This is a genomic window from Mycolicibacterium septicum DSM 44393, from assembly GCF_000455325.1.
Taxonomy (GTDB): Bacteria; Actinomycetota; Actinomycetes; order Mycobacteriales; family Mycobacteriaceae; genus Mycobacterium; species Mycobacterium septicum.
Map to the genome: position 1 here is coordinate 3,755,075 of NZ_HG322951.1, position 21,547 is coordinate 3,776,621.

Annotated in this window: 21 protein-coding genes; 8 read left to right on the forward strand and 13 right to left on the reverse strand. The window is 63.5% G+C overall.

Annotation, left to right across the window (positions count from 1 at the left end):
* Window positions 1–54 precede the first annotated feature (54 nt).
* Window positions 55–2,415 carry an arylsulfatase gene (locus TX88_RS17645; protein WP_044518548.1) on the forward strand — a complete coding sequence of 787 codons (2,361 nt, stop codon included), beginning with the start codon at window positions 55–57 and terminating at the stop codon, window positions 2,413–2,415.
* Window positions 2,416–2,420: 5 nt separating this feature from the next.
* Here TX88_RS17645 and TX88_RS17650 read toward each other — a convergent pair whose 3' ends face one another.
* Genes TX88_RS17650 through TX88_RS17660 form a run of 3 tightly spaced genes read right to left on the reverse strand, consistent with a single transcriptional unit; the run spans window position 2,421 to window position 5,674 of the window.
* Window positions 2,421–3,539: an Rv3169 family protein gene (locus TX88_RS17650; protein WP_044518549.1), complete on the reverse strand. Its 1,119-nt coding sequence runs from the start codon at window positions 3,537–3,539 to the stop codon at window positions 2,421–2,423.
* A gap of 15 nt (window positions 3,540–3,554) precedes the next feature.
* Window positions 3,555–4,649, reverse strand: a complete 1,095-nt coding sequence (locus TX88_RS17655; protein ID WP_049925037.1) for a phosphotransferase — start codon at window positions 4,647–4,649, stop codon at window positions 3,555–3,557.
* Entirely contained in the window at window positions 4,646–5,674 is a 1,029-nt protein-coding gene (locus tag TX88_RS17660; RefSeq protein WP_044518550.1) for an NADP-dependent oxidoreductase, read from the reverse strand. Before TX88_RS17660 ends, TX88_RS17655 begins: the two co-directional genes overlap by 4 nt.
* 104 nt (window positions 5,675–5,778) lie before the next feature.
* On the opposite strand from TX88_RS17660, the gene TX88_RS17665 reads away from it, so the two are divergent.
* A complete protein-coding gene (locus TX88_RS17665; RefSeq protein ID WP_044518551.1) occupies window positions 5,779–6,459 on the forward strand; it encodes a TetR family transcriptional regulator in 681 nt (226 codons plus the stop codon).
* Here TX88_RS17665 and TX88_RS17670 read toward each other — a convergent pair.
* A complete protein-coding gene (locus tag TX88_RS17670; protein WP_209446999.1) occupies window positions 6,456–7,538 on the reverse strand; it encodes an SDR family oxidoreductase in 1,083 nt (360 codons plus the stop codon). The genes TX88_RS17665 and TX88_RS17670 overlap by 4 nt on opposite strands.
* A gap of 170 nt (window positions 7,539–7,708) precedes the next feature.
* On the opposite strand from TX88_RS17670, the gene TX88_RS17675 reads away from it, so the two are divergent.
* Window positions 7,709–8,095: a hypothetical protein gene (locus tag TX88_RS17675; RefSeq protein ID WP_044518552.1), complete on the forward strand. Its 387-nt coding sequence runs from the start codon at window positions 7,709–7,711 to the stop codon at window positions 8,093–8,095.
* 28 nt (window positions 8,096–8,123) lie between these two features.
* Here TX88_RS17675 and TX88_RS17680 read toward each other — a convergent pair whose 3' ends face one another.
* A complete protein-coding gene (locus tag TX88_RS17680; RefSeq protein WP_044518553.1) occupies window positions 8,124–8,699 on the reverse strand; it encodes a TetR/AcrR family transcriptional regulator in 576 nt (191 codons plus the stop codon).
* A gap of 47 nt (window positions 8,700–8,746) precedes the next feature.
* Between TX88_RS17680 and TX88_RS17685 the strand changes: the two genes are divergently transcribed.
* On the forward strand, window positions 8,747–9,589 hold the full coding sequence (locus tag TX88_RS17685) for a phytanoyl-CoA dioxygenase family protein (protein ID WP_044518554.1): 843 nt from the start codon (window positions 8,747–8,749) through the stop codon (window positions 9,587–9,589).
* Here the strand turns inward: TX88_RS17685 and TX88_RS17690 are convergent.
* Together TX88_RS17690 and TX88_RS17695 are read right to left on the reverse strand one after the other, a co-directional pair.
* A complete protein-coding gene (locus TX88_RS17690; protein ID WP_044518555.1) occupies window positions 9,586–11,433 on the reverse strand; it encodes a serine/threonine-protein kinase in 1,848 nt (615 codons plus the stop codon). The two genes, TX88_RS17685 and TX88_RS17690, sit on opposite strands and share 4 nt — an antisense overlap.
* 103 nt (window positions 11,434–11,536) lie before the next feature.
* On the reverse strand, window positions 11,537–11,893 hold the full coding sequence (locus TX88_RS17695; RefSeq protein ID WP_244438446.1) for a VOC family protein: 357 nt from the start codon (window positions 11,891–11,893) through the stop codon (window positions 11,537–11,539).
* Window positions 11,894–12,258: 365 nt separating this feature from the next.
* Here TX88_RS17695 and TX88_RS17700 point away from each other — a divergent pair, with 365 nt between their 5' ends.
* Both TX88_RS17700 and TX88_RS32835 read left to right on the forward strand, forming a co-directional pair.
* Window positions 12,259–12,501, forward strand: a complete 243-nt coding sequence (locus TX88_RS17700; protein WP_244438447.1) for a hypothetical protein — start codon at window positions 12,259–12,261, stop codon at window positions 12,499–12,501.
* Between the two features lie 192 nt (window positions 12,502–12,693).
* Window positions 12,694–13,206: a phage baseplate assembly protein V gene (locus TX88_RS32835; RefSeq protein ID WP_162563157.1), complete on the forward strand. Its 513-nt coding sequence runs from the start codon at window positions 12,694–12,696 to the stop codon at window positions 13,204–13,206.
* Window positions 13,207–13,278: 72 nt separating this feature from the next.
* Here TX88_RS32835 and TX88_RS33360 read toward each other — a convergent pair whose 3' ends face one another.
* Complete coding sequence (locus TX88_RS33360; protein ID WP_244438448.1) at window positions 13,279–13,491, reverse strand: hypothetical protein; 213 nt, start codon at window positions 13,489–13,491, stop codon at window positions 13,279–13,281.
* A gap of 1,139 nt (window positions 13,492–14,630) precedes the next feature.
* Here TX88_RS33360 and TX88_RS17715 point away from each other — a divergent pair.
* A complete protein-coding gene (locus tag TX88_RS17715; protein WP_019344750.1) occupies window positions 14,631–15,542 on the forward strand; it encodes a hypothetical protein in 912 nt (303 codons plus the stop codon).
* A 629-nt stretch (window positions 15,543–16,171) separates the two neighbouring features.
* Here the strand turns inward: TX88_RS17715 and TX88_RS34270 are convergent.
* Window positions 16,172–17,062, reverse strand: coding sequence for a pentapeptide repeat-containing protein (locus TX88_RS34270; protein WP_161494442.1), 891 nt, complete (start codon window positions 17,060–17,062; stop codon window positions 16,172–16,174).
* Window positions 17,063–17,927: 865 nt separating this feature from the next.
* Here TX88_RS34270 and TX88_RS17725 point away from each other — a divergent pair.
* Entirely contained in the window at window positions 17,928–18,728 is an 801-nt protein-coding gene (locus TX88_RS17725; RefSeq protein ID WP_019347193.1) for a hypothetical protein, read from the forward strand.
* 474 nt (window positions 18,729–19,202) lie between these two features.
* Here the strand turns inward: TX88_RS17725 and TX88_RS35580 are convergent, their stop codons facing one another.
* From TX88_RS35580 to TX88_RS17735, 4 genes are all read right to left on the reverse strand, one after another.
* Window positions 19,203–19,334 (reverse strand): hypothetical protein, encoded by a 132-nt coding sequence (locus tag TX88_RS35580; RefSeq protein ID WP_264010420.1) that lies wholly within the window; start codon window positions 19,332–19,334, stop codon window positions 19,203–19,205.
* A 33-nt stretch (window positions 19,335–19,367) separates the two neighbouring features.
* Window positions 19,368–19,499 (reverse strand): hypothetical protein, encoded by a 132-nt coding sequence (locus TX88_RS35585; protein ID WP_019347191.1) that lies wholly within the window; start codon window positions 19,497–19,499, stop codon window positions 19,368–19,370.
* 332 nt (window positions 19,500–19,831) lie between these two features.
* Window positions 19,832–20,278: a hypothetical protein gene (locus TX88_RS17730; protein WP_019347190.1), complete on the reverse strand. Its 447-nt coding sequence runs from the start codon at window positions 20,276–20,278 to the stop codon at window positions 19,832–19,834.
* Window positions 20,279–20,282: 4 nt separating this feature from the next.
* Window positions 20,283–21,158 carry a DUF6192 family protein gene (locus TX88_RS17735; protein ID WP_043369900.1) on the reverse strand — a complete coding sequence of 292 codons (876 nt, stop codon included), beginning with the start codon at window positions 21,156–21,158 and terminating at the stop codon, window positions 20,283–20,285.
* Window positions 21,159–21,547 lie beyond the last annotated feature (389 nt).

Sequence of the window (21,547 nt, forward strand, 5' to 3'; positions counted from 1 at the left end):
AGAGTTTGTCGCAATGCCCAGCGAGTTCGGTTCAATAGCTGAACAATTGCGAGCATGCCCGCTGACAGTGATTCGGAATTCCCGCTGCACCTGGACCGCTATCACCTGCCCGAACCGGAGTGGACGTTTCCAGACGCGAAGGTCAACCTCTACGCCCAGGACTCCAAACCTGACTTCCCGCCGGTACGCCAGGCTCCGGACGGCGCACCCAACATTTTGCTCGTCCTCCTCGATGACGTCGGCTTCGGCTGGCCCAGCGTGAACGGCGGTCTGGTGCGGATGCCCACGGCCGAACGCCTGCACAAACGCGGCTTGTTCTACAACCAGTTCCACACCACAGCGCTGTGCTCGCCGACCCGCGCGGCCCTGCTCACCGGCCGCAACCACCATTCGGTGGCCACCGGCGTCATTCAGGAGATGGCGACCGGGTACCCGGGCTACTGCGGAATCATCCCCAAGAGCTGCGCCACCATGGGTGAGTTGCTCAAACAGGCCGGGTACACCTGCGCATGGTGGGGCAAGAACCACAACGTGCCCGACAACCAGACCAGCCCTGCCGGCCCTTTCGACAACTGGCCGACGAATCAGGGCTTCGACTACTTCTACGGATTCATCGCAGGAGAGACCGACCAGTTCTACCCGTCGCTGATTCGCAACACCACGCCGGTGGAACCTCCGAAGCGTCCCGAAGACGGCTATCAGTTGCAGCGTGATCTTGCCGACGATGCGATCGCGTGGATCCAGATGCAGAAGGCGATCGCACCTGACCGGCCCTTCTTCGGGTACTTCTCGACGGGTGCCGCGCACGCTCCGCACCAGCCGCCGTTGGACTGGCGTGGTCGCAACAAGGGCCGCTTCGACATGGGCTGGGACGAATACCGCAAGGCAGTCCATCAGAATCAGCTCGACATGGGAATCATCCCGGCCGGCACGCAGCTGACCGAACGACCCGAGCAGATTCCGTCTTGGGAGAGCCAGCCCGTCGAACATCGAGCCTTGTTCGCCCGCCAGGCCGAGAACTTCGCCGATTTCCTCGAGCACTCCGACTTCGAAGTGGGACGCGTCGTCGACGCGATCGAGCGGCTCGGGCAACTCGACAACACGATCGTGATCTACATCCTCGGCGACAACGGTTCGTCCGGAGAAGGCTCGCTGATCGGCACCCCGAACGAGTTGATGAGTCTCAACGGTCAGCAGCCGACCATCGAAGAATCGATGCGGTTCATGGACCGCTGGGGGATGCCCGGCACATCACCCCACTATGCGGTGGGGTGGGCGCACGCCGGCGACACGCCGTTCCAGTGGACCAAACAGGTCGCCTCGCACTTCGGCGGCACCCGCAACGGCATGATCGTGTCCTGGCCGGAACGGATATCGGATCACGGCGCGGTACGCAGCCAGTTCCACCATGTCATCGATGTCCTGCCAACGCTTTTGGAGGTCGTCGGGGTGCGGGAGCCGGTCGAGGTCAACGGGTATATCCAGCGACCGATCGAGGGCGTCAGTTTCGCCTACTCCTTCGGCGATGCCGATCACGAAAGTACCCACGACAAGCAGTATTTCGAGATGATGGGCAATCGCGCGATGTACCACGACGGGTGGATCGCGTGCTGCCGTCATGGCCGCCTGCCCTGGGAGACCTCCGGCACGTTCTCCTACGACGACGACAAGTGGGAGCTCTACAACATCGCCGAGGATTACAGCGAATCGGTGGATCTGGCCGAACGTGAACCCGTGAAACTGGCTGAGCTTCAGGACATGTTCCTGGCCGAGGCGGCCAAGTACAACGTGTTGCCCATCGATGACCGCTTCGCCGAACGCCTCGATGTGACGTTGCGGCCCAGCTTCTTCGCCGGGCGAAAGGAAGTGACCTTCCACCCGGGCATGGTACGACTGCCGGAGGGGTCGGCGCCGAAGATGATCGGGGTCCCGCACACCATCACCGTCCCTGTCACGATCCCCGACGGCGGCGCCGAAGGCGTCCTCGCGGCACTCGGTGGCGACGCCGCCGGGTTCGCCCTGTTCCTCTGGGAGGGCAAGGTCCGCTATCACTACAACTACTTCGGCCTGGAACGCTACGACGCTGTCGCCGAGCAGCCCCTCACTCCCGGCGAGCACACCATCGTCGTAGATTTCCAGCCCGACGCCAAGCAGCCGGGTAGTCCGGCTACCGTCACCGTGTCCGTCGACGACCATCAGGTGGCCCAGGCTCGCATCGCCCGGCAGGTCCCGCAGCGCTGTGGCACTGAGTGTTTCGATGTCGGGATGGACTGCGTCTCACCGGTTTGCGACGATTATGCCGACCGCGCCCCGTTCCCGTTCACCGGCAGCCTCGAGTCGGTCACGTTCCGCTTCGGCGAATTCGACGAACCGACCGGTATGGACCGGCTGAAGCTGGCGACAAAGATGGACTAGAGGCGTCAGGGCTGGTAGCCGTCGATGAATCCGGTGAGCCCTGACGGTGAGTGCGGTCCGATGGCGATCTGCTCGACGACACCGATGCCGGTGCGCTCACCCATCGTGGCCTTGACGACGTTCTGTAGGTGAATCGAGGCGAAGTCGGTCGGGTCGAAATCGTCGAGACATATGGACTCCCGGCCGATCTCGAATTGTCCGTGGTTGGAACCGTGGCCCCAGTGCGGATGCCAGTAGCCGATCCCACGCATGCGGAAGGTGAAGAGTTTCTCCACCTCGATGTGCGTCTCGCCTTCGACCGGATCGGTGAACCACAGGTGCGCCCGCCGGATTTCGCGTCGACCGGGTTCCCAGTCGAGTTCGTAGCCGATGTCATAGCACTCGCGCACTCCGACCCGGCTGCACGGGGAGACGCCCACCGGCAGCGGATCGAGGACCTGCGCGGTCTGCAACCATCGCCGTCCATCCTCATGCTCGTGGAAGGCGTAGTGGGTGAACCGATCTCCGAAATGCAAAGGTGCCCAAAGCCAGAACACCTGAAACGGCATCGGCTGGCGGAGGACAGGCACCTGCTCGCCGACAGGCCGGACACCCCATGACCGGTCACGAGTTCCGGGCACAGAGCCGGCCTCGACAGCGGTGTCCTCGCCGTCGACGCTGATCGTTCCCTCCCAGGTACCCCATTGTGTGAGGCGGGTGTGGTCGGTCAGCACGATGCCTTCGGCTGTCCGGCGCGTTTGCCGGGGTTCCTCGATCGCCACGGTGGTCGCCCGGAAGGTCAGGTCGCAGGAGATGTTGTGTTCGTTCGAGTCGACGATGTACCGGATGGTGCGAAGCGGTTCGATCACCTCGATGCGGAACGGCCCGATAGTCGCCGACCGGTCCAGTGGCATCGCCCCGGAGGCGAACACCGAGTGCTCCACACCGTCTTTGACGAGGCTGAAGGCGGCGTCGATGACCCCGCGGACCGGGTAGTGGCCCATCGCCGCGCCGAAATAGAAGTCGCCGTCGCGCTGGTGACCGTTGAACCAGTAGCGGTCATAGTGATTGGGATCGGCACTGACCGGTGTCGCGACCGGTTCGGCCGACGAGTGGATGGGGTAGTCGTCAAACGGTGTGAGCATCGGTCCTGTTTCTGTTCACTTGCCCAGCAGGGAGAACGCGTCGAGGTCGGCGATCGCGGTGGCCGACCGTTCGGCCATCACCGTGAACATCCGGTCGCCACGCTCGGAGGGCTGACCGACCAGTGCGCCCAGCACGGTGACGAACGGTCCCTGGAACTGCGCGTAACGGTAATCCTCCCAACAGCTTTCGAGGCTGTACCCGGTGACACCGAGTTCGGACAACCGGCGGTGGTAGGCCTCGATGATCGAACGCTCACCGGCGCGGCGGTCCGGGACCGACAGACCTGGCGCGACCAGCAGCGTGACGTCACGCAGGGGCAGGCCGGTTGACATGACCTGCCAGTCCACCGCCACCACCGGGTCGGCGCCACCGGCCTCGGCGAACAGCAGATTGTCCAGGCGATAGTCGCCATGCAGCAGTGCGAACGGCTCCCGTCGTCCGGCCGCCCAGCTCATGAACTCGTCGGAGAACCGCTGCAGCACAGCGGCGGTGTCCGGCGACAGTGTGTACCGCCCGAGAAACTGTTCGGTGGCATTGGCCAGCAGCTCGGCGGCGAACTCGGGCATCGCGGTGAGGTCGGGAATCAACCAGTCGAGCTCACGCACCGCCGGATCATTCCAGGTCGATGCATGCAGCCCGGCAACGTTCACCGCTGCGGCCAGGGCTTCGTCCACTGTGCAACCGGCGATCTGATCACCCTGCTCGGCCGGTGCCAGGTCCTCCAGCAACAGGGTGAAGCCGTTGGATTCTGCATCCGCCGCGACGTAGTAGCAGTGGGGGAGCCGCGCACCGATCCGGTGTGCGTAGTCGCGATAGAAGCTGGTCTCGCATCGATAGCTGAGTGTGCCGGCGGCCCGGCTGTTGGCGTCGGTGGCAGGCAGCTTGATGATCAGCCGGTCAGGGCCGGTGCCGTCGGCGTAGTCGATGAACAGTCGTGCACAGGAACCCATCTGGCCGGTTCCGACCCGTTCCGCCGTCACCTGACGCACCGTGGCGGCGATGCCCGACGAGTTCAGCGCGGCGGTAAGCCACTGGGCGTCGACTTCGTCGGCGGTATCGACCACCCCGGGCGCAGGCGCCATGCTCCGGCCGGGATCCGTCGCCGTCACCCTTGGCTCGGTTCGTTGATCTTCACCAGCATCTTGCCGATGTTCGCGCCGGTGAACAGTCCGTTGAGCGCGTCGATACTGGATTCCAGCCCTTCGTACACGGTTTCACGGTGTGCCAACAGCCCCTGCTGCTCCCAACCCTGCAGCGCGGCGAACGCCTCGTCGAAGCGCGCCCACTCTTCGAGTGCGATGAAGCCCTGCATGGTCGAGGCGGTGGCGAGCAGGTTCACGTAATTGGACGGCCCGGGATGATCACCGTTGAGATAGCTGGAAATGATGCCGCACATCACCACCCGCGCCTTGTGCGCCAGATTGGCCAGCACCGCATTGAGAACGTCGCCGCCGACATTGTCGAAGTAGACGTTGATCCCGTTGGGGCACACTTCCTTCAGCGCGGCCGTCAAGTCGCCGGCCTTGTAGTCGACGCAGGCATCGAAGCCGAAATCCTCGACCACCACCCGGCATTTGTCCGGGCCCCCTGCGATACCGACCACCCGAGCGCCGGCGATCTTGGCGATCTGGCCGGCCACCGATCCGGTGGCACCCGCGGCCGCCGATACGACGACGGTCTCGCCGGCTTGCGGATTGCCGACACCCTTCATGCCGAAGTAGGCCGTCGCGCCGGTCGGCCCGTAGATCGACATCACGGCCAGCGGATCCGTGTACCCGACCACCGGCGTGCTGAACAGGTCGTCGCGGATGATCGCGTAATCCTGCAGTCCGGTCAGGGTGGTCACGAGATCACCGACTTTGTAGGCATCGCAACGTGATTCGACGACCTCGCCGATACCGGCCACCCGCACCACCTCACCCAGCTCGAGGGGCGGAAGATAGCCGGGCTCGCCGTCCAGCCATGTGCGAGCGGCAGCGTCGATGCCGACATAGGTGGTCCGCAGCAGTGCTTCGCCCTCCGCGGGCACCGCCGCGGGCACGGTCACCATCTCGGTGTCGTCGGGGGAGACCAGTCCATTGGGGCGGCGGCGCAGCAGGACCTGACGGTTCTGCCGGTGCGCGGAGTCAGTCAATTCATCTCTCCCGTGGTCATCATAATTTTCATATTGATTCTTAGAACTCGCATCGATTAACGTCAACCCCCAGATCGAGAGTGTCCCGCCTGGTAGGAGGATCCGTGACCTCCAACGACGTAGCGCCGCGCCGTGGCCGGCCGCCCCGCATCGACAAGAGCGCGATAGTCGCTGCGGTGTTGGAGATCGGCACCGAGAACGTCACCATGCGGCGGGTCGCCGAACACCTCGGCGTCAGTCTTCCTGGGCTGTATCACCACGTGAAGAACCAGGACGATCTGTTGCGCCTGGCCACCGAGAGTGCGCTGGTCAACTCCCCGCCGCCGCGGTACGCCGGCGAGCACTGGGCCACCTGGATGCGCAGCTACGCGTCCTACATCCGGACGGTGCTGGCGTCCGAGCCGGCACTGGTGGAGAAGTTCGTGACGGGCGGGGTGCGCGACGAGATGGAGATGGAGTGCAACGGCGACGCGGTCGAGGCGCTGGCCGAGCACGGCCTGGCCCCCGATGATGCGATGGCGGTCTGGGCGGCGGTGAGCGCGATGGCGATCGGCAGCGTCACGGAGGCACACCGCGAGCACCTCCACGCTGAAAGCGGACAGCCGTGGCTGGCCCGGATCTTCAAACTCACCGCCAAACGTCCCGCGTCCGACTATCCGACGTTGCGTGCGATCGCGCAGTCCGGTTACGACCCGTTCGGCGAAGGCAGCTTTCAGCAGCGAATGACGATGTTGCTCACGGGTATTGCGGTGCAGTACGGACTGCCGCCGGAGCCTGTGGACTAGCTGCCCGGCATCCGGCGGACGAGTCCGTCGTCGAGTATCTGCTGGAAGTGATCGGTGACGGTCTGCTCGGCCGGCCGATAGGCCAGGCCCAGTTCGTTGCGGCTACGACTGTTGTCGAATGCCAAGGGGTATCCGATGTTTCGATCGACGAACTTGCGCGTCAGCCCGGCTGCCGGAGCGATGGCTTTCACCAGCACCTTGGGTGCGGTCATCCTCGGGAACGGATAGAACGGTCCGAACCGGCGGCGCAGCACCTTGCCGATCTGCAGGAGGCTCAGCGAGTCGGCATTGACGATGTAGCGGTCGTGGGCCGCGAGGGTGAACCCGGCGCGCAGGTGGGCATCGGCGACGTCACGCACGTCCACCACGCCCATGGTCAACGCGGGAGCACCGGCGAGCAGGGTGCCATCGGTGAACTGTTTCATCGTGCTCAGGCTGGCCGAGTCGCTGGCGTTGGTCAGGGAAGGACCCAGCACCAGGCCCGGGTGGATGGTGACCATGTCCCAGCGGTCCTGCGCCTTCTGATACCGCCAGGCCTCCTGCTCCGCCACGGTCTTGGAATAGGGGTACGGCTGGTGGTCGACACTGCTGGTGGTGTTCCAGTGTTCGTCGGTGAACACACCGCCGGGGACATCCCGGGTCTCCCGGGCATCTCCGTAGATCGCAACCACGCTGCTGGTGAGAACCACACGTTTGACGCTGTCCGTGCGGTTGACCGAGTCCAGGACATTTCGGGTGCCCTCCAGCGCCGGGCGGACCAGCGCCTCTTGCGCATCCTTGTAGCCGGAGAGCAGGAACGGCGACGCGGTGTGCATGACGAGCTCACATCCGGCCATGGCCTCGTCGAAGCTGCCCGGCTCGAGCAGGTCCGCCTTGAACAGCTTCAGCCGACCGGGATGGTCGGCAGAGAGCTTGTGTAGATGCTCGAGGCCGGACGTCTTCTGCGGGTTGCGCACTGTGCCGTGGACGGTGTGGCCGGCTTCGAGGAGGTACCGGACGATCCAGCTGCCGATGTACCCGCTGGCGCCTGTCACGAGCACCGGTGCGTCCGGGTCGATCGGGGTCCGGGGTGTGCTCATGGTGGGGTCCTTCCGTTCGGGTCATCCGGCTGGATGCGCTCGCCGGCGTTGTCAGCGCGGCGGCGTGCCACTGATCAAGTTTGCCCTTCGCTGATCGCCTGGCGACAGGCGCGGGTCGATTTTGCTGGATCGAGCAACGGTGCGGTCAAGGTGGGGGGACAGTTGCCCCTATGAGTAGCCAGAAAGTTCCCAAACCCAGCGACCTCAAGTCGGCCGCTCAGGCGGCTGTCGGGACAGCCCAGTCGGCCGTAGAGGCCGCGCAGGCGGTGGCGAGCGGCGCGATGCGTATTCCGCCGGCGTCGGCTCAACTCGCCGCGCAGTTGCCCGATTTGCTGGAGAATCTCGCTGTCGCGACCGAGCGGCTCAACACCACGATCGACCGGACCGAACGGGTTATGGCGATGGCCGACCCGATGTTCCGGACGTTGGACCGGCTCCTGCCGCAACTCGAATCGTTGATCAACACCGGCAACGATGTCTTCCGGCTGTTGACCAACATTCCGGGAGTCTCCGCCCTGAACCGGATCACCGGGCGCGGGAAGGATGATCGGGGCTGACGGCCGTGGCCAACCCCCGTCCGTAGGCCTAGGAAATGCCGAGGACCGCAGCGGTAAACCGCCAAAGTGTTTGTGTCGCTTGCTCGGCGTCCGGCGTCGGGGCAACCCGGAGTTGCTCCGCAATCCCGTGCCGCAGGCCGCCGATGACGTAAGCCCCGGCGCTGTCCGGATCCAGGTCGACGGGGAGTTCACCTGATTGCTGCCCGTGGCGGATGTTGGCGGCGGCATTGTCGATGAGGTTGCGGATGTAGGCGGCCTCGAGCTCGGTCAGCTGCGGGTCACTGGCGGTGCGGTTGAGCAGGATCGGCGCCAGTGGGTCGGCGAGGTGATAGGCCACGAAGCGGTGGGTGCGGTCGCGTTCACGAGTGGCCCAATCGCCGGTGGGGAGGTGGGCGTCGGCGATCGCGTGGCGCAGTCCGTCGTAGAAGCCGTCGTAGATCGCTGTCAGGAGGCCGCTTTTCGACCCGAAGTGGTGGTAGAGGGCGCCGGTGCTGAGCCCGGCACGGCGCGTCAGTCCGCTGAGCTCGATGACACCGTTTCCCTGGACGAGTTCGTCGCGGGCAGCGTCGAGGAGTTGTTGACGTCCGATCGGGGCCCGTGCCATAGTGCGGACCATAACAGAAGTCAGTTATGTTTCGGTTTGGGGCGATCATGAGCACTGAAGTGACATCGTTGACGGAGTTGGCGGGCGACCTGGCCGGTACGTACCGGCGGACCCCCAGCAGTGGTGAACAGGTCGATCCGGCGGTGGCCGACGCGGATCTGGCGGCGGTGCTGCGCGACGGCTACGTGATCCTGCCCGACCTGCTCACCCCGGCCGAACTCGATGCGATTCGGGAGTCGGTTGATCCCTTGCTGGATCCGCGGGGCCGCAACGGATTCGAAGGTCGCGCCACCCAGCGGGTGTACAGCGTGTTGAACAAGACCCGCACCTGTGACCGGATCGCCGACCATCCGCGCGTGCTGGCGCTGCTGGATCGGCTCTTCATGCCGAACTACCTGTTGTCGATGCTGCAGGTCATCAGGATTCTGCCGGGGGAGCAGGCGCAGATGCTGCACACCGACGATGGCTTCTACCCGCTTCCCAGGCCGCGAAAAGCGTTGGGCGCGGCCACGATCTGGGCGATCGACGAGTTCACCGCCGACAACGGCGCCACCGACATCGTCGCGGGCAGCCATCAGTGGGGCGATCGACTGCCCGAGCCCGCCGAACGCGCACCGGTGGTGATGAGCGCCGGGTCATGCGTGTTCTTTCTCGGCACGTTGTGGCACGGCGGCGGCGCCAATCGATCCGCGAATGCACGTCTGGCGCTGACTGCGCAGTACTGCGAACCGTGGCTGCGCCCGCAGGAGGCGTTCACCCTGTCGATGACCCGGGACACGGTGCGCGCGGTGTCCGAGGACATCCGCCGCATGCTCGGCTACAGCATCCATCCACCGTTCATCGGCCAGGTCGACGGCATGCACCCCAAGCGGTTGTTAGAGCTGGGCTAATCGCCTGCGGCCCGCAACGTGATCTCTGAGATGGCCGTGTGGCTCTGCCCGTCGACGGTGCCCAACTTCGAAATCCACACCAGCACATTTGAGGTTTCCGTCTGATTGTCGACGGTGATCGTGTTCTCCCCGGGCTGTAGCGCCACGTTCGGCGTCAACTCGGTTGTGTCGGACAGGCTTTTCGGGTCGGCCGTGTCAGCCGCACGAACCTGGACCTCTGTTCCGGTGCTGGGCAGGTCGATCGTGACCTCACTCAAAGCGGTCCGTGAGGGGAGCTGAAGCATCAGGCCGACGCCTTCTTTGAAGGCGGGAAACGGCGCGGCATCTTGGTAGATGTCGGTGGGCCACGATGTGGCGGGGTTGCCGTCGATGGCCAGACCCGCCTGGTCCGGATGGTCTGGTGAGCCTCCGGGGGAGAACACGGTCGCGCTCTCGGGCGTCACAATCGGGCCCGGGCCGGTGTGCGAGGACGGTCCCAACCCGCGGACGAGAACGATGGACGCGGCAACGATCGTAGCGATCGCGGCCAGCACCATCACGATCCGCACCGGGCGAGATGCCAAAGCACCGCGGCGCTTACCGGACCGCATTTCGAACGACGGGCGCCGACGACGTCCGCGGGTCCCAGCCGAATGATTGACCGCAGAGTCGGCAAACAGCGTTCGGTTATCCCAGAAGCCGCTGACCTCCACCACATCCCCGTCGGAGAGTTCGCCCGCGATGGAGTCACCACGGAGCTCGACCGGCACGACGGTGTGCGCTTCACCGGTCGATTCGTACCGCTCCAGGCGGAAGGTCCAGACCTCCTCCTCGCCGTCAGGTCCGGATGGTCGCTTCTGCACCCCCTGGGCTGTGCCCAGGATCGTGAGCATGGCCAACCGCTTGGTCTCCGGCGAGCTGCTCGGCTCGCGATCGTCGGAGATCTCCAGCGGGGCGGTCTGCGGACCGGCATCCGGGGGAGTCGGCTCGGTATCCCGCTCCGGCACCGGCTCGGGCGCGGTCGACACATCCGTACTCCCGCCCAGCGCCCGGGCGAAGTCCAGACACCGTGCGTAGCGCTTGCCGGGTTGCTTCGCCAGCGCCTTGGCCATCACGGCGTCGAGATGGGCGAGGTCGCGACGACGCCCCGACAGCGGAGGCGGCGGTGTGTAGAGATGGTTGCCGGCCTGGACGATGCGATTGGCGTCGTCGAAGAGAGGCGCGCCGGTCAACAGGTGGAAGGCGGTCGCGGCCAGCGCGTACTGGTCTGCCCGGCCATCGAGTGTTTTCCCGGTGAGCTGCTCGGGCGCTACATACGCGACGGTGCCGATGGCCACATCGGTCTCCGTGAGGCCATTCGCGTCGTCGGCCTCCCTGGCGATGCCGAAATCGGTGAGCAGGATGCGCCGCCGGGCACTTCCCGACGGTGGTGTGACCAGGATGTTCGCCGGTTTGACGTCGCGGTGCAGCAGGTTCCGTTCGTGCGCGACATCGAGGGCTTCGGCGACGGCCGTCACGATCTCCACCACATCCTGCAACGGCATTCCAGACGGGTGCTGCTCGATCAGGTGCTTGGCGTCGGTGCCCTCGACATAGTCCATCGAGATCCACAGCCGGCCGTCGAATTCACCACGGTCGTGCACCCCGACGATGTGCGGATGCCACAACGCCGCGGCCAACTCCGCCTCTCGGGTGAACCGGGCGCGGAACTCGTCGTCGCGCGTGGTGCTCACGGAGAGAATCTTGAGTGCATCCAGACGGGGCAGGCGAGGATGCTGGGCGAGATAGACCTCGCCCATGCCACCGGCACCGAGGAGCCGCTGAATGGTGTACCCGGCAAAGACGTCACCGGCATTGAACGGCATGTTCGAAGCCTACAAACCAGGGCAAATCTAGCGCGGACAGCTGTTCGTCAGGGCTGCCACGCGCCAACACCATCAGCCGGCCCCCCCCAGGGTGTTGGGGTGGTCAGCGGGAATCGCTCGGGTCTGTGTCCTCGAGGTAGACCAAGCCGTTGCCGTCGGAGTCTGTGAAGGAGAACATCGCCGGTATTCCCTCCATCCGGACCAGCTCGGCGTTGTGCAGCGGCACTCCGGCCTCACGGACCTTGTCGTGGGCTTGTTGAGCATCAGAGGTGCCCAACCGGATCGCGATCGGGATCTGGCTGTCGTGCGGCAGGAGCACCAAGGAGACTGCTGAGCCCGGCGGCACAACCTCGATCATGCGCGCACCCGGCCAGACCTCCACGTCGGTGCGGAGTTCGAATCCCAGCACTTCGGTGTAGAACTTCAGCGCGGCGTCCTGGTCGGAAACCGGAACTGACACACTCAGCACTCTCGTCGTCATCGTCATGTTCAGTAAGACCCCGCCGCGGAGCGATACTCATCGCGTCGCCGCCACGCCGGCTCTACCGCTCCGTCCTGAGCTCCCGCCACAACCTCGACGTTTTGTGGTCGTGTCTGAAATCCGCATGAATCGGCTATGCATTTCCTATGGGCATAGTTATGCGTCATATATGAATTCCTGGCCAAATATTTAGACGTGGCTAAACTGGACATTAATTCCGTGCACACGAATAGCGAGCGCACTGAATAATAGTCGGAAAGGGAAGCGAATTGTCGAGCGGCAGGATCACGGGGAGCGTTGTCGTTGCCTTAGCTGCGGCTGCATTGGGATTGAGCTCATCTGCGGTGGCGTCGGCGGCGCCGACCGGTCATACATCAGCTCAAGCGACAATCAGTGAGCTCGAGGCCCAGGGATTCCGGGTGATCCTCAACAAGGTCGGCAACGCACCGATGGACCAATGCACGGTGACCGCGGTGCGTCAGGGAACCGACGTCAAGCATTCCTGGGTGCAACGCGGCCCGACAGGCAGAGTGAACAATCTCGTGCGCTATACGACCGCGTACGTCGATCTGATGTGCAAACGCTGAATATTCCGCGAGTCTGAATTGATGCATCAATAGGCGCATCAAACCCCATTCTGTTTTGAATTTCTGGCGCGCGGATTCTTCTTTTCAGTCGTGCATGTCATGGATCCGCGGCAGTCTCCGAGCGTGGATTCGGCCACGCACATTTTGGCCAACACGCACATTGTCGGGGCCACCGGCGTGATCATCGATGGCATGACAAACGAGCGAGTGTTCGGGGTCTACCGCGGCCTCGTGGTGGAGAACATCGATCCGGAGCCGGCCGGACGGATCAAGATCCGTCTAGCCGACGCCGCGGGCGACCGGATGCTGTGGGCGCCGATCGCGCAGCCCGTCGTGAGTGTCGCTCAGGAGGTGCCGGCCGTAGGAGCGGAGGTACTTGTCGCGTTCGAGGCGGGCGATCCCAATTTTCCCTACGTGATCGGCGGGTTATGGCGAGAGCCGCCGATCCCTGCCGTACGGACCCTGACGCTACCCAGCGGACATCAGGTGGTGATCGACGAGCCCGCACAGGAAGTGCGGTTGCTTCACCCCAACGGCACCGAGATCGTCCTGGAATCCAATGGCGGCGTGACGATTACCGCACCGATGGTCGACGTGCGCGCGGCCGCGGCCAATTTCAGCGGTACGGTCACCTGCACAACGATGGTCGCGACCAGTGGTGTGGTGTCACCGTCTTACACACCGGGCGTCGGCAACGTGATGTGACAACTCATCGCGCGAAATATGTTGCAGCACAACACAATACGTCACAGTGACGATTGTCGGGCACCTGGCTGGTCACGGAAAGGGGATAGGCGGGATCGCGGAGGGCAATTGAATCCGGGGAATCGCACCGGGCATCTCAACTTGCGGCACGTCGGCTGGAAGTTGCGCCCGCGGAATCTCGTTCGGCATCTCCACAATGGGAATGGCACTCGGCAACGGCACCGGCGGAATGTCGCTGGGCAACGGAAAAGGCGGAACATTGGCCGGCACCGGCAGCGTCGTCACGGGATCATCTGATGCGATCGGTTGAGACGAATCGACACCGCAGCCGGCCACGAGCGCTGTGGCAGCTGCCGTCAGAGGCAAGAGCAGTGCAACTCGCCGCCTGGTCCGTCCCATCCTGATCGCCATCTGTCCAACTCCTTGCGCTTCACCAACGACGCTATCACCGGCGCGATGCCTGGAGCCGCTGCGAGACTCACTCCAACCCAAAGGGGGCCGAAAGCGCCTGTAAGGCAACCGAATCGACACACAGGCACAAGCCGACAAAACGTCACTGTGACGAAATTAGCAGCGGGGACGCGGGAACGGGTGGAGGGGCGTCAGTAGCCGTCGCCACCGATGGATCGGCGCGAGTACCGCCGTGCGTATCCCAGGCGCCGTCGGGTTGCGACCGGATCCTTGGTGGCTCGGCCGGCGCCACGTCGCTTATGCGGCTTGCACATCGCACAGCCGCGCCACGAGCGAGATGGATGATGGTTGGGCACGAGAGGCTCCTGGACGTGACTCCGCCAAAGGGCGAAGAAAGCGATGTCCGATCCGGGAAATGTTGAGAGTACAAGGGTGCTGTGACCTGGGTACTTTCAACTAGTCGCGGACCGATCCGCTGGCGATTATTCCGCGAACACGTGAGAGTGTCGGGCGGAATCCGGAAAGACTTGAGAGTGTCGGGCCGTGGTCGGGATCCGCTAGCGTTTCTGCTGCGGAAAGTTCGGCTAACTCGCATGTTCGGTAACCGTTTGGCCCGGTCGTTGCGTGCCGTACCTGGAAGCTCCGGAGGTGATCGCGGCGGGCCGGCTCTACTGCCGGGTCACCAACGAGCACGTCGGTGAGGTCCGTCGGGTAGACCGCCGATCTGCAAGCCGTACCTGAAAGTTCAACCTGCACGGGAAGCAGCGGCCACGGTGATGCGGGCGGGCGTCGGAGGTCCGGTGCCCGGTGTCCAGGTTGGCGATGGAAGGCGACGAGATGCGGACAGCGCAACGTCGAGACTGAGGCCCTCGACTCATCAGGCGGGCAAGCGAGCTTGTCGTGTGCCAGACAACGGCAGGATTCGCCGATGAACTTTTTCTCTGCGGCACAGAATCTTTCGGTCCCGCCACGCCATTCCGTAATCGATTGGACCTAGCGGATACGGTAACGACATGACTGTTTCCGAATGCAACGACGAACTTGCTCCAGACGACGAACTGATGTCGGCCATTGACGAATTACTCCTCAATGCCGTCGTTGTCAGCGTCACCGGTGCGCATCTGCTAAACGAGACGTCGAGGATGCGCTGCGTAGAACCTGGCATCGACATCGAGGTGTTCGATTCAGAGCACGGGTGGAACGAGAGCGAAGGCTTGCAGCAGCCGCTCAAGGATGCGCACGAGCTAGCGTCCCTGTGCCTGCGTGGAGCCGGCGAAACTCTCTTCGCCTCGGCATCGGTCCTGAACAGCCCGTCGCAGTGGGCGGTGTCACCTGCGGTCCTCGCCCGAGCGACCGCGGTGTATTCGGCGAAAGCATTTCGCCTGAGCGACCCCGGCTTATCGGCATGGGACCGCTGCAGCCTGTCTCTGCATTTTTGGAAGACAGGCGTCGCGAATAAGGCTCATGGCCATATGAACTCCGAGACTGATGAGATTCAACGCTGGATCGATACGCATGGCCTAAAAAAGCCGAAGCAGACCAGCCAAGAAGACCAGTTGGTGGCGTCGATGTATGTCGAGGAGGAAAGAAACAGCAAGAAAGTCCACGGCCGGCGCCTGAGATTTCTGGAGGATGACAACTTCTATGCTCGCCTCTCGAACCTGGCACACGCGAATCCGGTGAATCTGTCCATTGCCGTGAAGTCCCCGGACTCCATACCGGAGTACGCGAAGGTGCGCGTTCTGTTCGATGCGATGTTTGGGTTGTACTGCGGATACAAGGCAGCTCAGCGCATCAACGAGTTACGCGGTGGGCCGACAGAGCCCCTCGACGAAATGTACGACTCGATCGTGACGCTGGTGGATGCAGGACGCATAGCCCGGGAATCGGTGGATCTCAAGTACAACCGCCGTTTCCACTGGTAGGCGTAGGCACGGCCGCCTCGACGGCGAAGATCTGCTCCAAATTCCCTGCTACCAGGACGACTAACGCGAAGCACGCACCACGGGTGCGCCTGCGGGCTCGGCCAAAGGCCGAGCCCGCACAAGGCACGTTTAGTCGAACCAGACGTTCGGGAGGCTCAGCGCGGCAGAGGAGGTTGATCCTCTAGCGCGACCTGGGCCAACAGTGCATGGGCGACTCCCATCGTGGCGCGCGCTTGCGCGTAGCCTATGAGCTCTGCGGGTGAAAGTGTCCCGATATCAACATTATTGAAAGCCGTCCAGGCCCTGGAGAGGTCGTCTTCAGCCTCAGTGCGGTGGGTGTGGAAGCCTCTGCTGTCTGCCATGGCCTTACCGTATCGGTCTTGACAGGTGTCTGGGATGATGACGGCACGGCGGTGCTGCGACCTGATCGCTCGACTCGTCTTGGACGGGTCAGGCTGGACTATTCCGCGTTGACGTGAGGGTGCCGGACGGAGGTGGTTTCGATTGAAGCCCAGTGGTCGTCGGTGAGCAGGCGTCGGTGGCAATGCCGTGATTCGAGCTACTGTTCATTGTGCGCGAGTACCCGTGCTCCCGCCCGTTGGCAGGCTTAACGTCATGCGTTGAACGCCTCAGGTGCTTCTTGGCTTCGGTGGCCATTGTTGCGGGTCAACAACGGGCGGCATGCTGTCGGGGTCGGAGTCCCAGTCGAAACTCGTGCCGTTCCAGTGCCCGGGGTTTGCGAACGAGACTGTTCCGTCTCCGTGGAAACTTGAGCCGTCGAACGTAGTCTGACCATCATGGTCGGCTAGGAATACCCCTTCGCGGAAAGTTATCCGCGCGTGGTTAGTAGTAACGAACGTCGCTTCTGTGAATCGGATGCGACCGCGGTCTGCACGAAACACCGCGTGGTCAAACGTAATCCCTTCGTTGCTGTTGGCGGCAAATGTGGCCCACATGAAGGTAATGCAATCGGGCAGCTGTCCGTCGGTGAATACTTGCCGGGCTGGGTTCGTTGCCGTGAAGTGGGCAGCTTCGAAACTGATCGCTCCGGCGCCGTCCGTGCTGAACGTCGATTGAATAAACGATAGTCCGCCGTCGCGCCGCGAGTCGAAATGAGCGGAATGAAAGGATATGCGCCCTTCTTCGCGCGCCAGGAATGTCACGCCTTCGAAGCTGATACCCAGTATCGCGTCCGCAGTAAAGGTCGCGTCAGCGAAGTTCGTCCAGTCCCTGCTTCCCGTTGCGGTGAACGTCGCGCCGTCGAATGTTATTGCGTCTTCGGCCGATCCGTTGAAGGCCGTTCCCTCGAATCCGACGTATCCGGTGAAACTTGCCCCGGAGAAGTCGGCCGACGTTATACGGGCGCCGCTCAAATCGAGGTCGTGCAGGTGGGCACCTGAAAGGTTGATCGCACATGCTGACCAGTTAGGCGATGCATCAGGTTGTAGGTGCTGCCGGAGTACCGACGAAATTGTCTCGCGGACGACGCGTTCCTCTGCGATGTCTGCGTTGTCGTCCAACGGATCCCACGGTCGTCGTAGATAGGAGCATAAGACGTCGACGCATGCCTGGATCTGGCGGCTCGAAGGGTCGATTGCATGCCAGTCGTCTGCCAGTGCCGCCAAGGAGTGAGCTCCAGCGTGTCGGCTCATGACGGTTGCGCTGTCGAGTTGCGTTGTAGCCGTAGTGAATCGAGCGTGCAGGTCGCGTCTAACTTCTTGTGCTCGCTCGTCTCGATACCGTAGCTGCTCAGCGTCGTGACGTTCCTTTTCGGCGGAACGTGTGTAGTGGCCGCTGTAGTAGGCCAAGACACCAGCGGTGATAGCACCGAAACCGGCCGCCAACGTTGCGTACGGTTGGGCCGCGTGTTGCCAAAAGGCCGCCCAGTTCGGTGACCCGTGGGCTAACACGACGTATGCGGCCGGAGGTAAGCCCACACATGTGGCCGCACCGGCGGCGAGTGCGCTGAGCGTGCGGCCAAGACCAAGATGTCTGCGGACTGGCGCTCGGCGGTGAGGCAGATCAGACATGGTGGCCGGGCGTTCGGAGTTTGGTGGGAGTCGGCATCAGCTGCAATCCTTCTCGCGAGATCTTGGGCCATCACATCACAGCGTCGTGGGTCGCAGCACACGTACCTGCGGGCGACTTTCGTCGGATTGCCCTTGCCCGACGCGCAGGATGCCCGAGATTGCGACGGTGGCGTTTTGGATGCGCAAATCGGTTGATGACCGTGTGGTCAGCGTTCAGTTGGGTCGGCGTAGTCGGGCTGTGCGGTGGTTGTTGCCCTAGCCACGCAGGCGGCGTGCCTGGCTACCGCTGGGGGCTCTGGCGCTGCTGGCATCGTTGTCCACAGTCTGGTCGACCCGAGCGACTACTGTCTGTCACGTGCAGCCCTACGAAGCGATCACCCTGGTCGAGCGGGTGCTTCGCGATCTCATACGGGAAGTGATGGCAGAGGGCTGGCGGGACGATCCAGCGGTCAGGATTGACCGCCTCGAGGACAAGCTGGCCGCTGAAATGGCCAAGCGGCGGGGGACCATCGCGTCGAGCGACCTAATCGAGTACCTGGAGTTCCACCAACTCAGAGAGATCATCGGTCGCGATCAGAATTGGGCGAGGTTCGAGCCGATCCTCGGTAAGAAGAAGTACTTCGAAACCTACATGGATCGCCTAGAGGGTTTCCGCAATCCAACGATGCATGGGCGACAACTGTACCCATTCGAACAATCACTCGTGGTGGGGATCGTTGGAGAGATCACCAATCAAGTGACAATCTGGCGCAGCGAACAAGGACCAGACTTGAAGTACTATCCCGAAATCGTCTCTGTCACCGATTCTTTTGGACGCCAGCCCCGCAATGGGACGCCAGCAGAGTTGTGCGTGCGCCCTGGGGACTGCATCACGTTCAAGTGCATCGGCTCAGACCCGCACGGCCGGCTGCTCAGATGGGACCTTCGGGTGAAAAGCCGGGGCGGGTCGATGGTCACAGAAGACGGCCGCAAGGGCGAGGAAGTCACTCTCAGTTGGACGGTGCACCCGAATCAGATCCAAGAGGGCGCCGACGTATGGATCACGCTCGAAAGCGATAGTCAGTATCACCGGCACGGTGAGTTCGATGACCGCTTCCATCTTGCGTATCACGTGCTGCCACCCTTAGACGCAGACCTAGGATCACCGGGCGAGTAAGCGCACAACCGATGCCGGTGCGCTACTGCCCGAGCCCGGGCTCGGGCAGTAGTTCTGCCCCCCGATCGGGACCGAGGCGTACCAGTGGCTCTGGATAACGTCGAGCGACCGAGCACGAACACACCAGTGGCTCGCTGAGGTCAACAGGTCCATCGTGGACTCGCATCAGCACTCAGGAGATGACCGGGCAGCGTGAGCTGATCCAGCCGACCACCGGTCACGGGGGAGTCGCGCTGGGATCAGGTGCTCACGAACTGACCGCCTCCCCAATACGAGATGGGCAAGCCGAAGTGCTTGCTCATCGAGGGTGATGATGGCCATCGGTGACGGCAGAGAGCTGACCGGTACGCGTCACCGCTGAACTGGTGCCGCCGGAGGCCCCACATGCACTGCGCCGAGATCATCGGCCCCGGTCATGTTGCTGCCGGCGGCGCTATTCAACGTCGCTCGCCGCATCCCAAACCCCTGCACTCATCACCACCCGGCGTTGCCGTCAACCAGACCGCTCAGATCGCTAGGGCTCGTCAACAGCAGCGACAACTCCCACCGCACCAAATCGATGGCCATCACCACCTGCGGGTCATCTGGATCAAATCCCTCGTCCACCAGCGCTTGGCGATCCTCGGCATCCACATCCAGTTAGACGCCCAGCCCCTCGATCCGGTTCCCATCCCACAACCCCCACTCGGCGATCCCGGGTCGATCCACCGCGCTGCCGAACCCCGAACCCAGATCATCGAGTAGGGCACACCGGATAAGCGTGTCGCTCACCGTCGCAGACCCAACCCCTATCCCCGTGAGCGATCGTCGAGAACACCCCCGCACTGGGCTACAGACAGTTCCAGCCGTGCGGCTCACCACGAAACCGAGGAACATTGGCGGCGCCACACTCTTGTCGCACAGCTTCATGCCTCGCCGCAGCGCTACGCGGCGTTGAATGCGTCCTTCAGGTTGCCGCGGTCGAGTGTGCGCCTGACGCTGAATGCCGCTGCCACAACTGATGTGGGCACAGATTCTCGGCCTGCACGTTCTCAGGTACGTGCGGATCAAACACAACGAGGTCCGTCTACTGGGTCGAAGGTCGCAGCCCACTGTGCTGGTGGTTACCGCTGGCCGTTGTGCGGAGGGATGCCCGCCGGGGTGGGTGGTGGAAGTCGGCTGGTTGCGTCGAGAAACGCGCGCACGCCGGTGAGTTGGTCGAGGTAGAGGCGGATCCAGGGGTCTTCGGGTGTGCGGTGTGCGTGTGGTTCGGCGGTGCCGGTCACCAGGCGCAGTACGCGGGTGTAGAGGCCGTGCACTGCGGTGCGCTCGTGGGCGATCCAGTCCTGTGGTTCGTCGGTGACGCCGTGGCCGTCGCGGGTCCACGTCAGCGGCATTGCGTGCTGGAGCGCGCCGTATTCTTTGACCCACACGAGCCCGGCCCGTACCTGGTTGGGTGAGAGTCCGGTCGCTTTGGTCAGCTGTGCGGTGGACAGCCGGCCTGGCTTGGCGGCGATGAGCGCTTCCAGAACCCGTTCCCCCGAAATATGCCTGGGTAACCGGCTGGCCATGGTCCTACGCCTCGGTGAGTAGGCGTGCGAGTGCTTCGTCCAGACTGACGTCGCCGGTGTCGACTGCGGTTTCGATCCAGTCTGCGGTGCTGCGCACCCGAGCGATATTGGTGTGCACCGTTTCTCGTTCCTCGACGGTGAACGTGTGACCTCGAAGATGCGGCACCGCGCGGCCGGCGGAAGCGACGAATTGGGCGCACATCGCGATCAGTTCGATGTATTGAGCGCTGTGTTCGATCCGGGGTATCGCTGGGGTGCGCTGGCGGGCGCAGACGATGGCTTGGCGGGATTGCTCGACTTGGGCGGTGTTGACCGCGTGCCGAGCGGTGCGGTCGGCCATCGCGTGGAACGCCACACTGGGCCGGTTCAGGAAGTTCTTGGTGGCTTCGGTGGCGATGCTGTCGTCGTTGGCCAGCTCGTGGATGCGGTCGAGTTTCTCCTGCCGGGTTTTGGGGATCGGTGATTTCCAGCCCGCGGCGCGGCACGCGGTGTCCACTGTCCACCGATCGTGGCCGGTGTCGTCTGCCGGTGGCCGGTGAATCACGTCGAACCGGTCGTCCAGGCCGGCCAGGATCTTGTGAATGTAGTGCGAAATGCCTTTTACTCGTTCGGATTTCGGCCAGCGCGAGGACACCCATCGGTAAGTGTCGAGGGTCTTGACCGGCATGCCCAGGTCTTCGGAGAACCGCGCAAGGCCGTATCCCACGCTCATCAGCGGTTCGGCGGCGTGTTCGCCGCCGCGGGGTTGCATGGGTGCCACTTTCAGCGCGAGGTCTCCCAGGCCGAATTGGGCGTGGGCCTGCTGCTCAACCAGCGTGCGTCCCTCGCGCACCAATGTCTTGTAATGACGCTCGCTGACGTTTCCCACCATGGTCGGCATCGACATCATCTCCTCGCCATGCCCGACCTCGCACGCCGCTGCCGATCGCGACGGCAATACCGTCTTGTCGTGATGCGATGTGCGAACGTTTACGGATAGGTACCGCCGCATTGTGCAGCGGTGATCACTCGACCGCAATACCGATGCGCCCCCTATTTTCGCTGTTCAACGGGGATATTCGTCGTCCAAACAACCCGTTCGGGTAGGCGTCACGGTGACGGCTGCGGCGAACGTTTATCGCGCCAGGCGCGGGTTCGGCACCGATGCGAGCAGTAGATGGCCGACGACCGATGCTCGATACCGACAATCCAGTCCTGCCCACACACCGGGCACACCGCCCGCGCCGCGGAAACACCGCGCATCGTGCGCACACGGGTCCGGGTGCGTTG

What these genes read in the sequence shown, in the direction of transcription:
- TX88_RS17680 (WP_044518553.1), bottom strand. Translation starts at nt 8,699, where the DNA reads ATGGCACGGGCCCCGATCGGACGTCAACAACTCCTCGACGCTGCCCGC.
- TX88_RS17650 (WP_044518549.1), bottom strand. Translation starts at nt 3,539, where the DNA reads ATGCTCACACCGTTTGACGACTACCCCATCCACTCGTCGGCCGAACCG.
- TX88_RS17715 (WP_019344750.1), top strand. Translation starts at nt 14,631, where the DNA reads ATGACTGTTTCCGAATGCAACGACGAACTTGCTCCAGACGACGAACTG.
- TX88_RS17645 (WP_044518548.1), top strand. Translation starts at nt 55, where the DNA reads ATGCCCGCTGACAGTGATTCGGAATTCCCGCTGCACCTGGACCGCTAT.
- TX88_RS32835 (WP_162563157.1), top strand. Translation starts at nt 12,694, where the DNA reads ATGACAAACGAGCGAGTGTTCGGGGTCTACCGCGGCCTCGTGGTGGAG.
- TX88_RS17730 (WP_019347190.1), bottom strand. Translation starts at nt 20,278, where the DNA reads ATGGCCAGCCGGTTACCCAGGCATATTTCGGGGGAACGGGTTCTGGAA.
- TX88_RS17690 (WP_044518555.1), bottom strand. Translation starts at nt 11,433, where the DNA reads ATGCCGTTCAATGCCGGTGACGTCTTTGCCGGGTACACCATTCAGCGG.
- TX88_RS17670 (WP_209446999.1), bottom strand. Translation starts at nt 7,538, where the DNA reads ATGAGCACACCCCGGACCCCGATCGACCCGGACGCACCGGTGCTCGTG.
- TX88_RS17735 (WP_043369900.1), bottom strand. Translation starts at nt 21,158, where the DNA reads ATGCCGACCATGGTGGGAAACGTCAGCGAGCGTCATTACAAGACATTG.
- TX88_RS17675 (WP_044518552.1), top strand. Translation starts at nt 7,709, where the DNA reads ATGAGTAGCCAGAAAGTTCCCAAACCCAGCGACCTCAAGTCGGCCGCT.
- TX88_RS17685 (WP_044518554.1), top strand. Translation starts at nt 8,747, where the DNA reads ATGAGCACTGAAGTGACATCGTTGACGGAGTTGGCGGGCGACCTGGCC.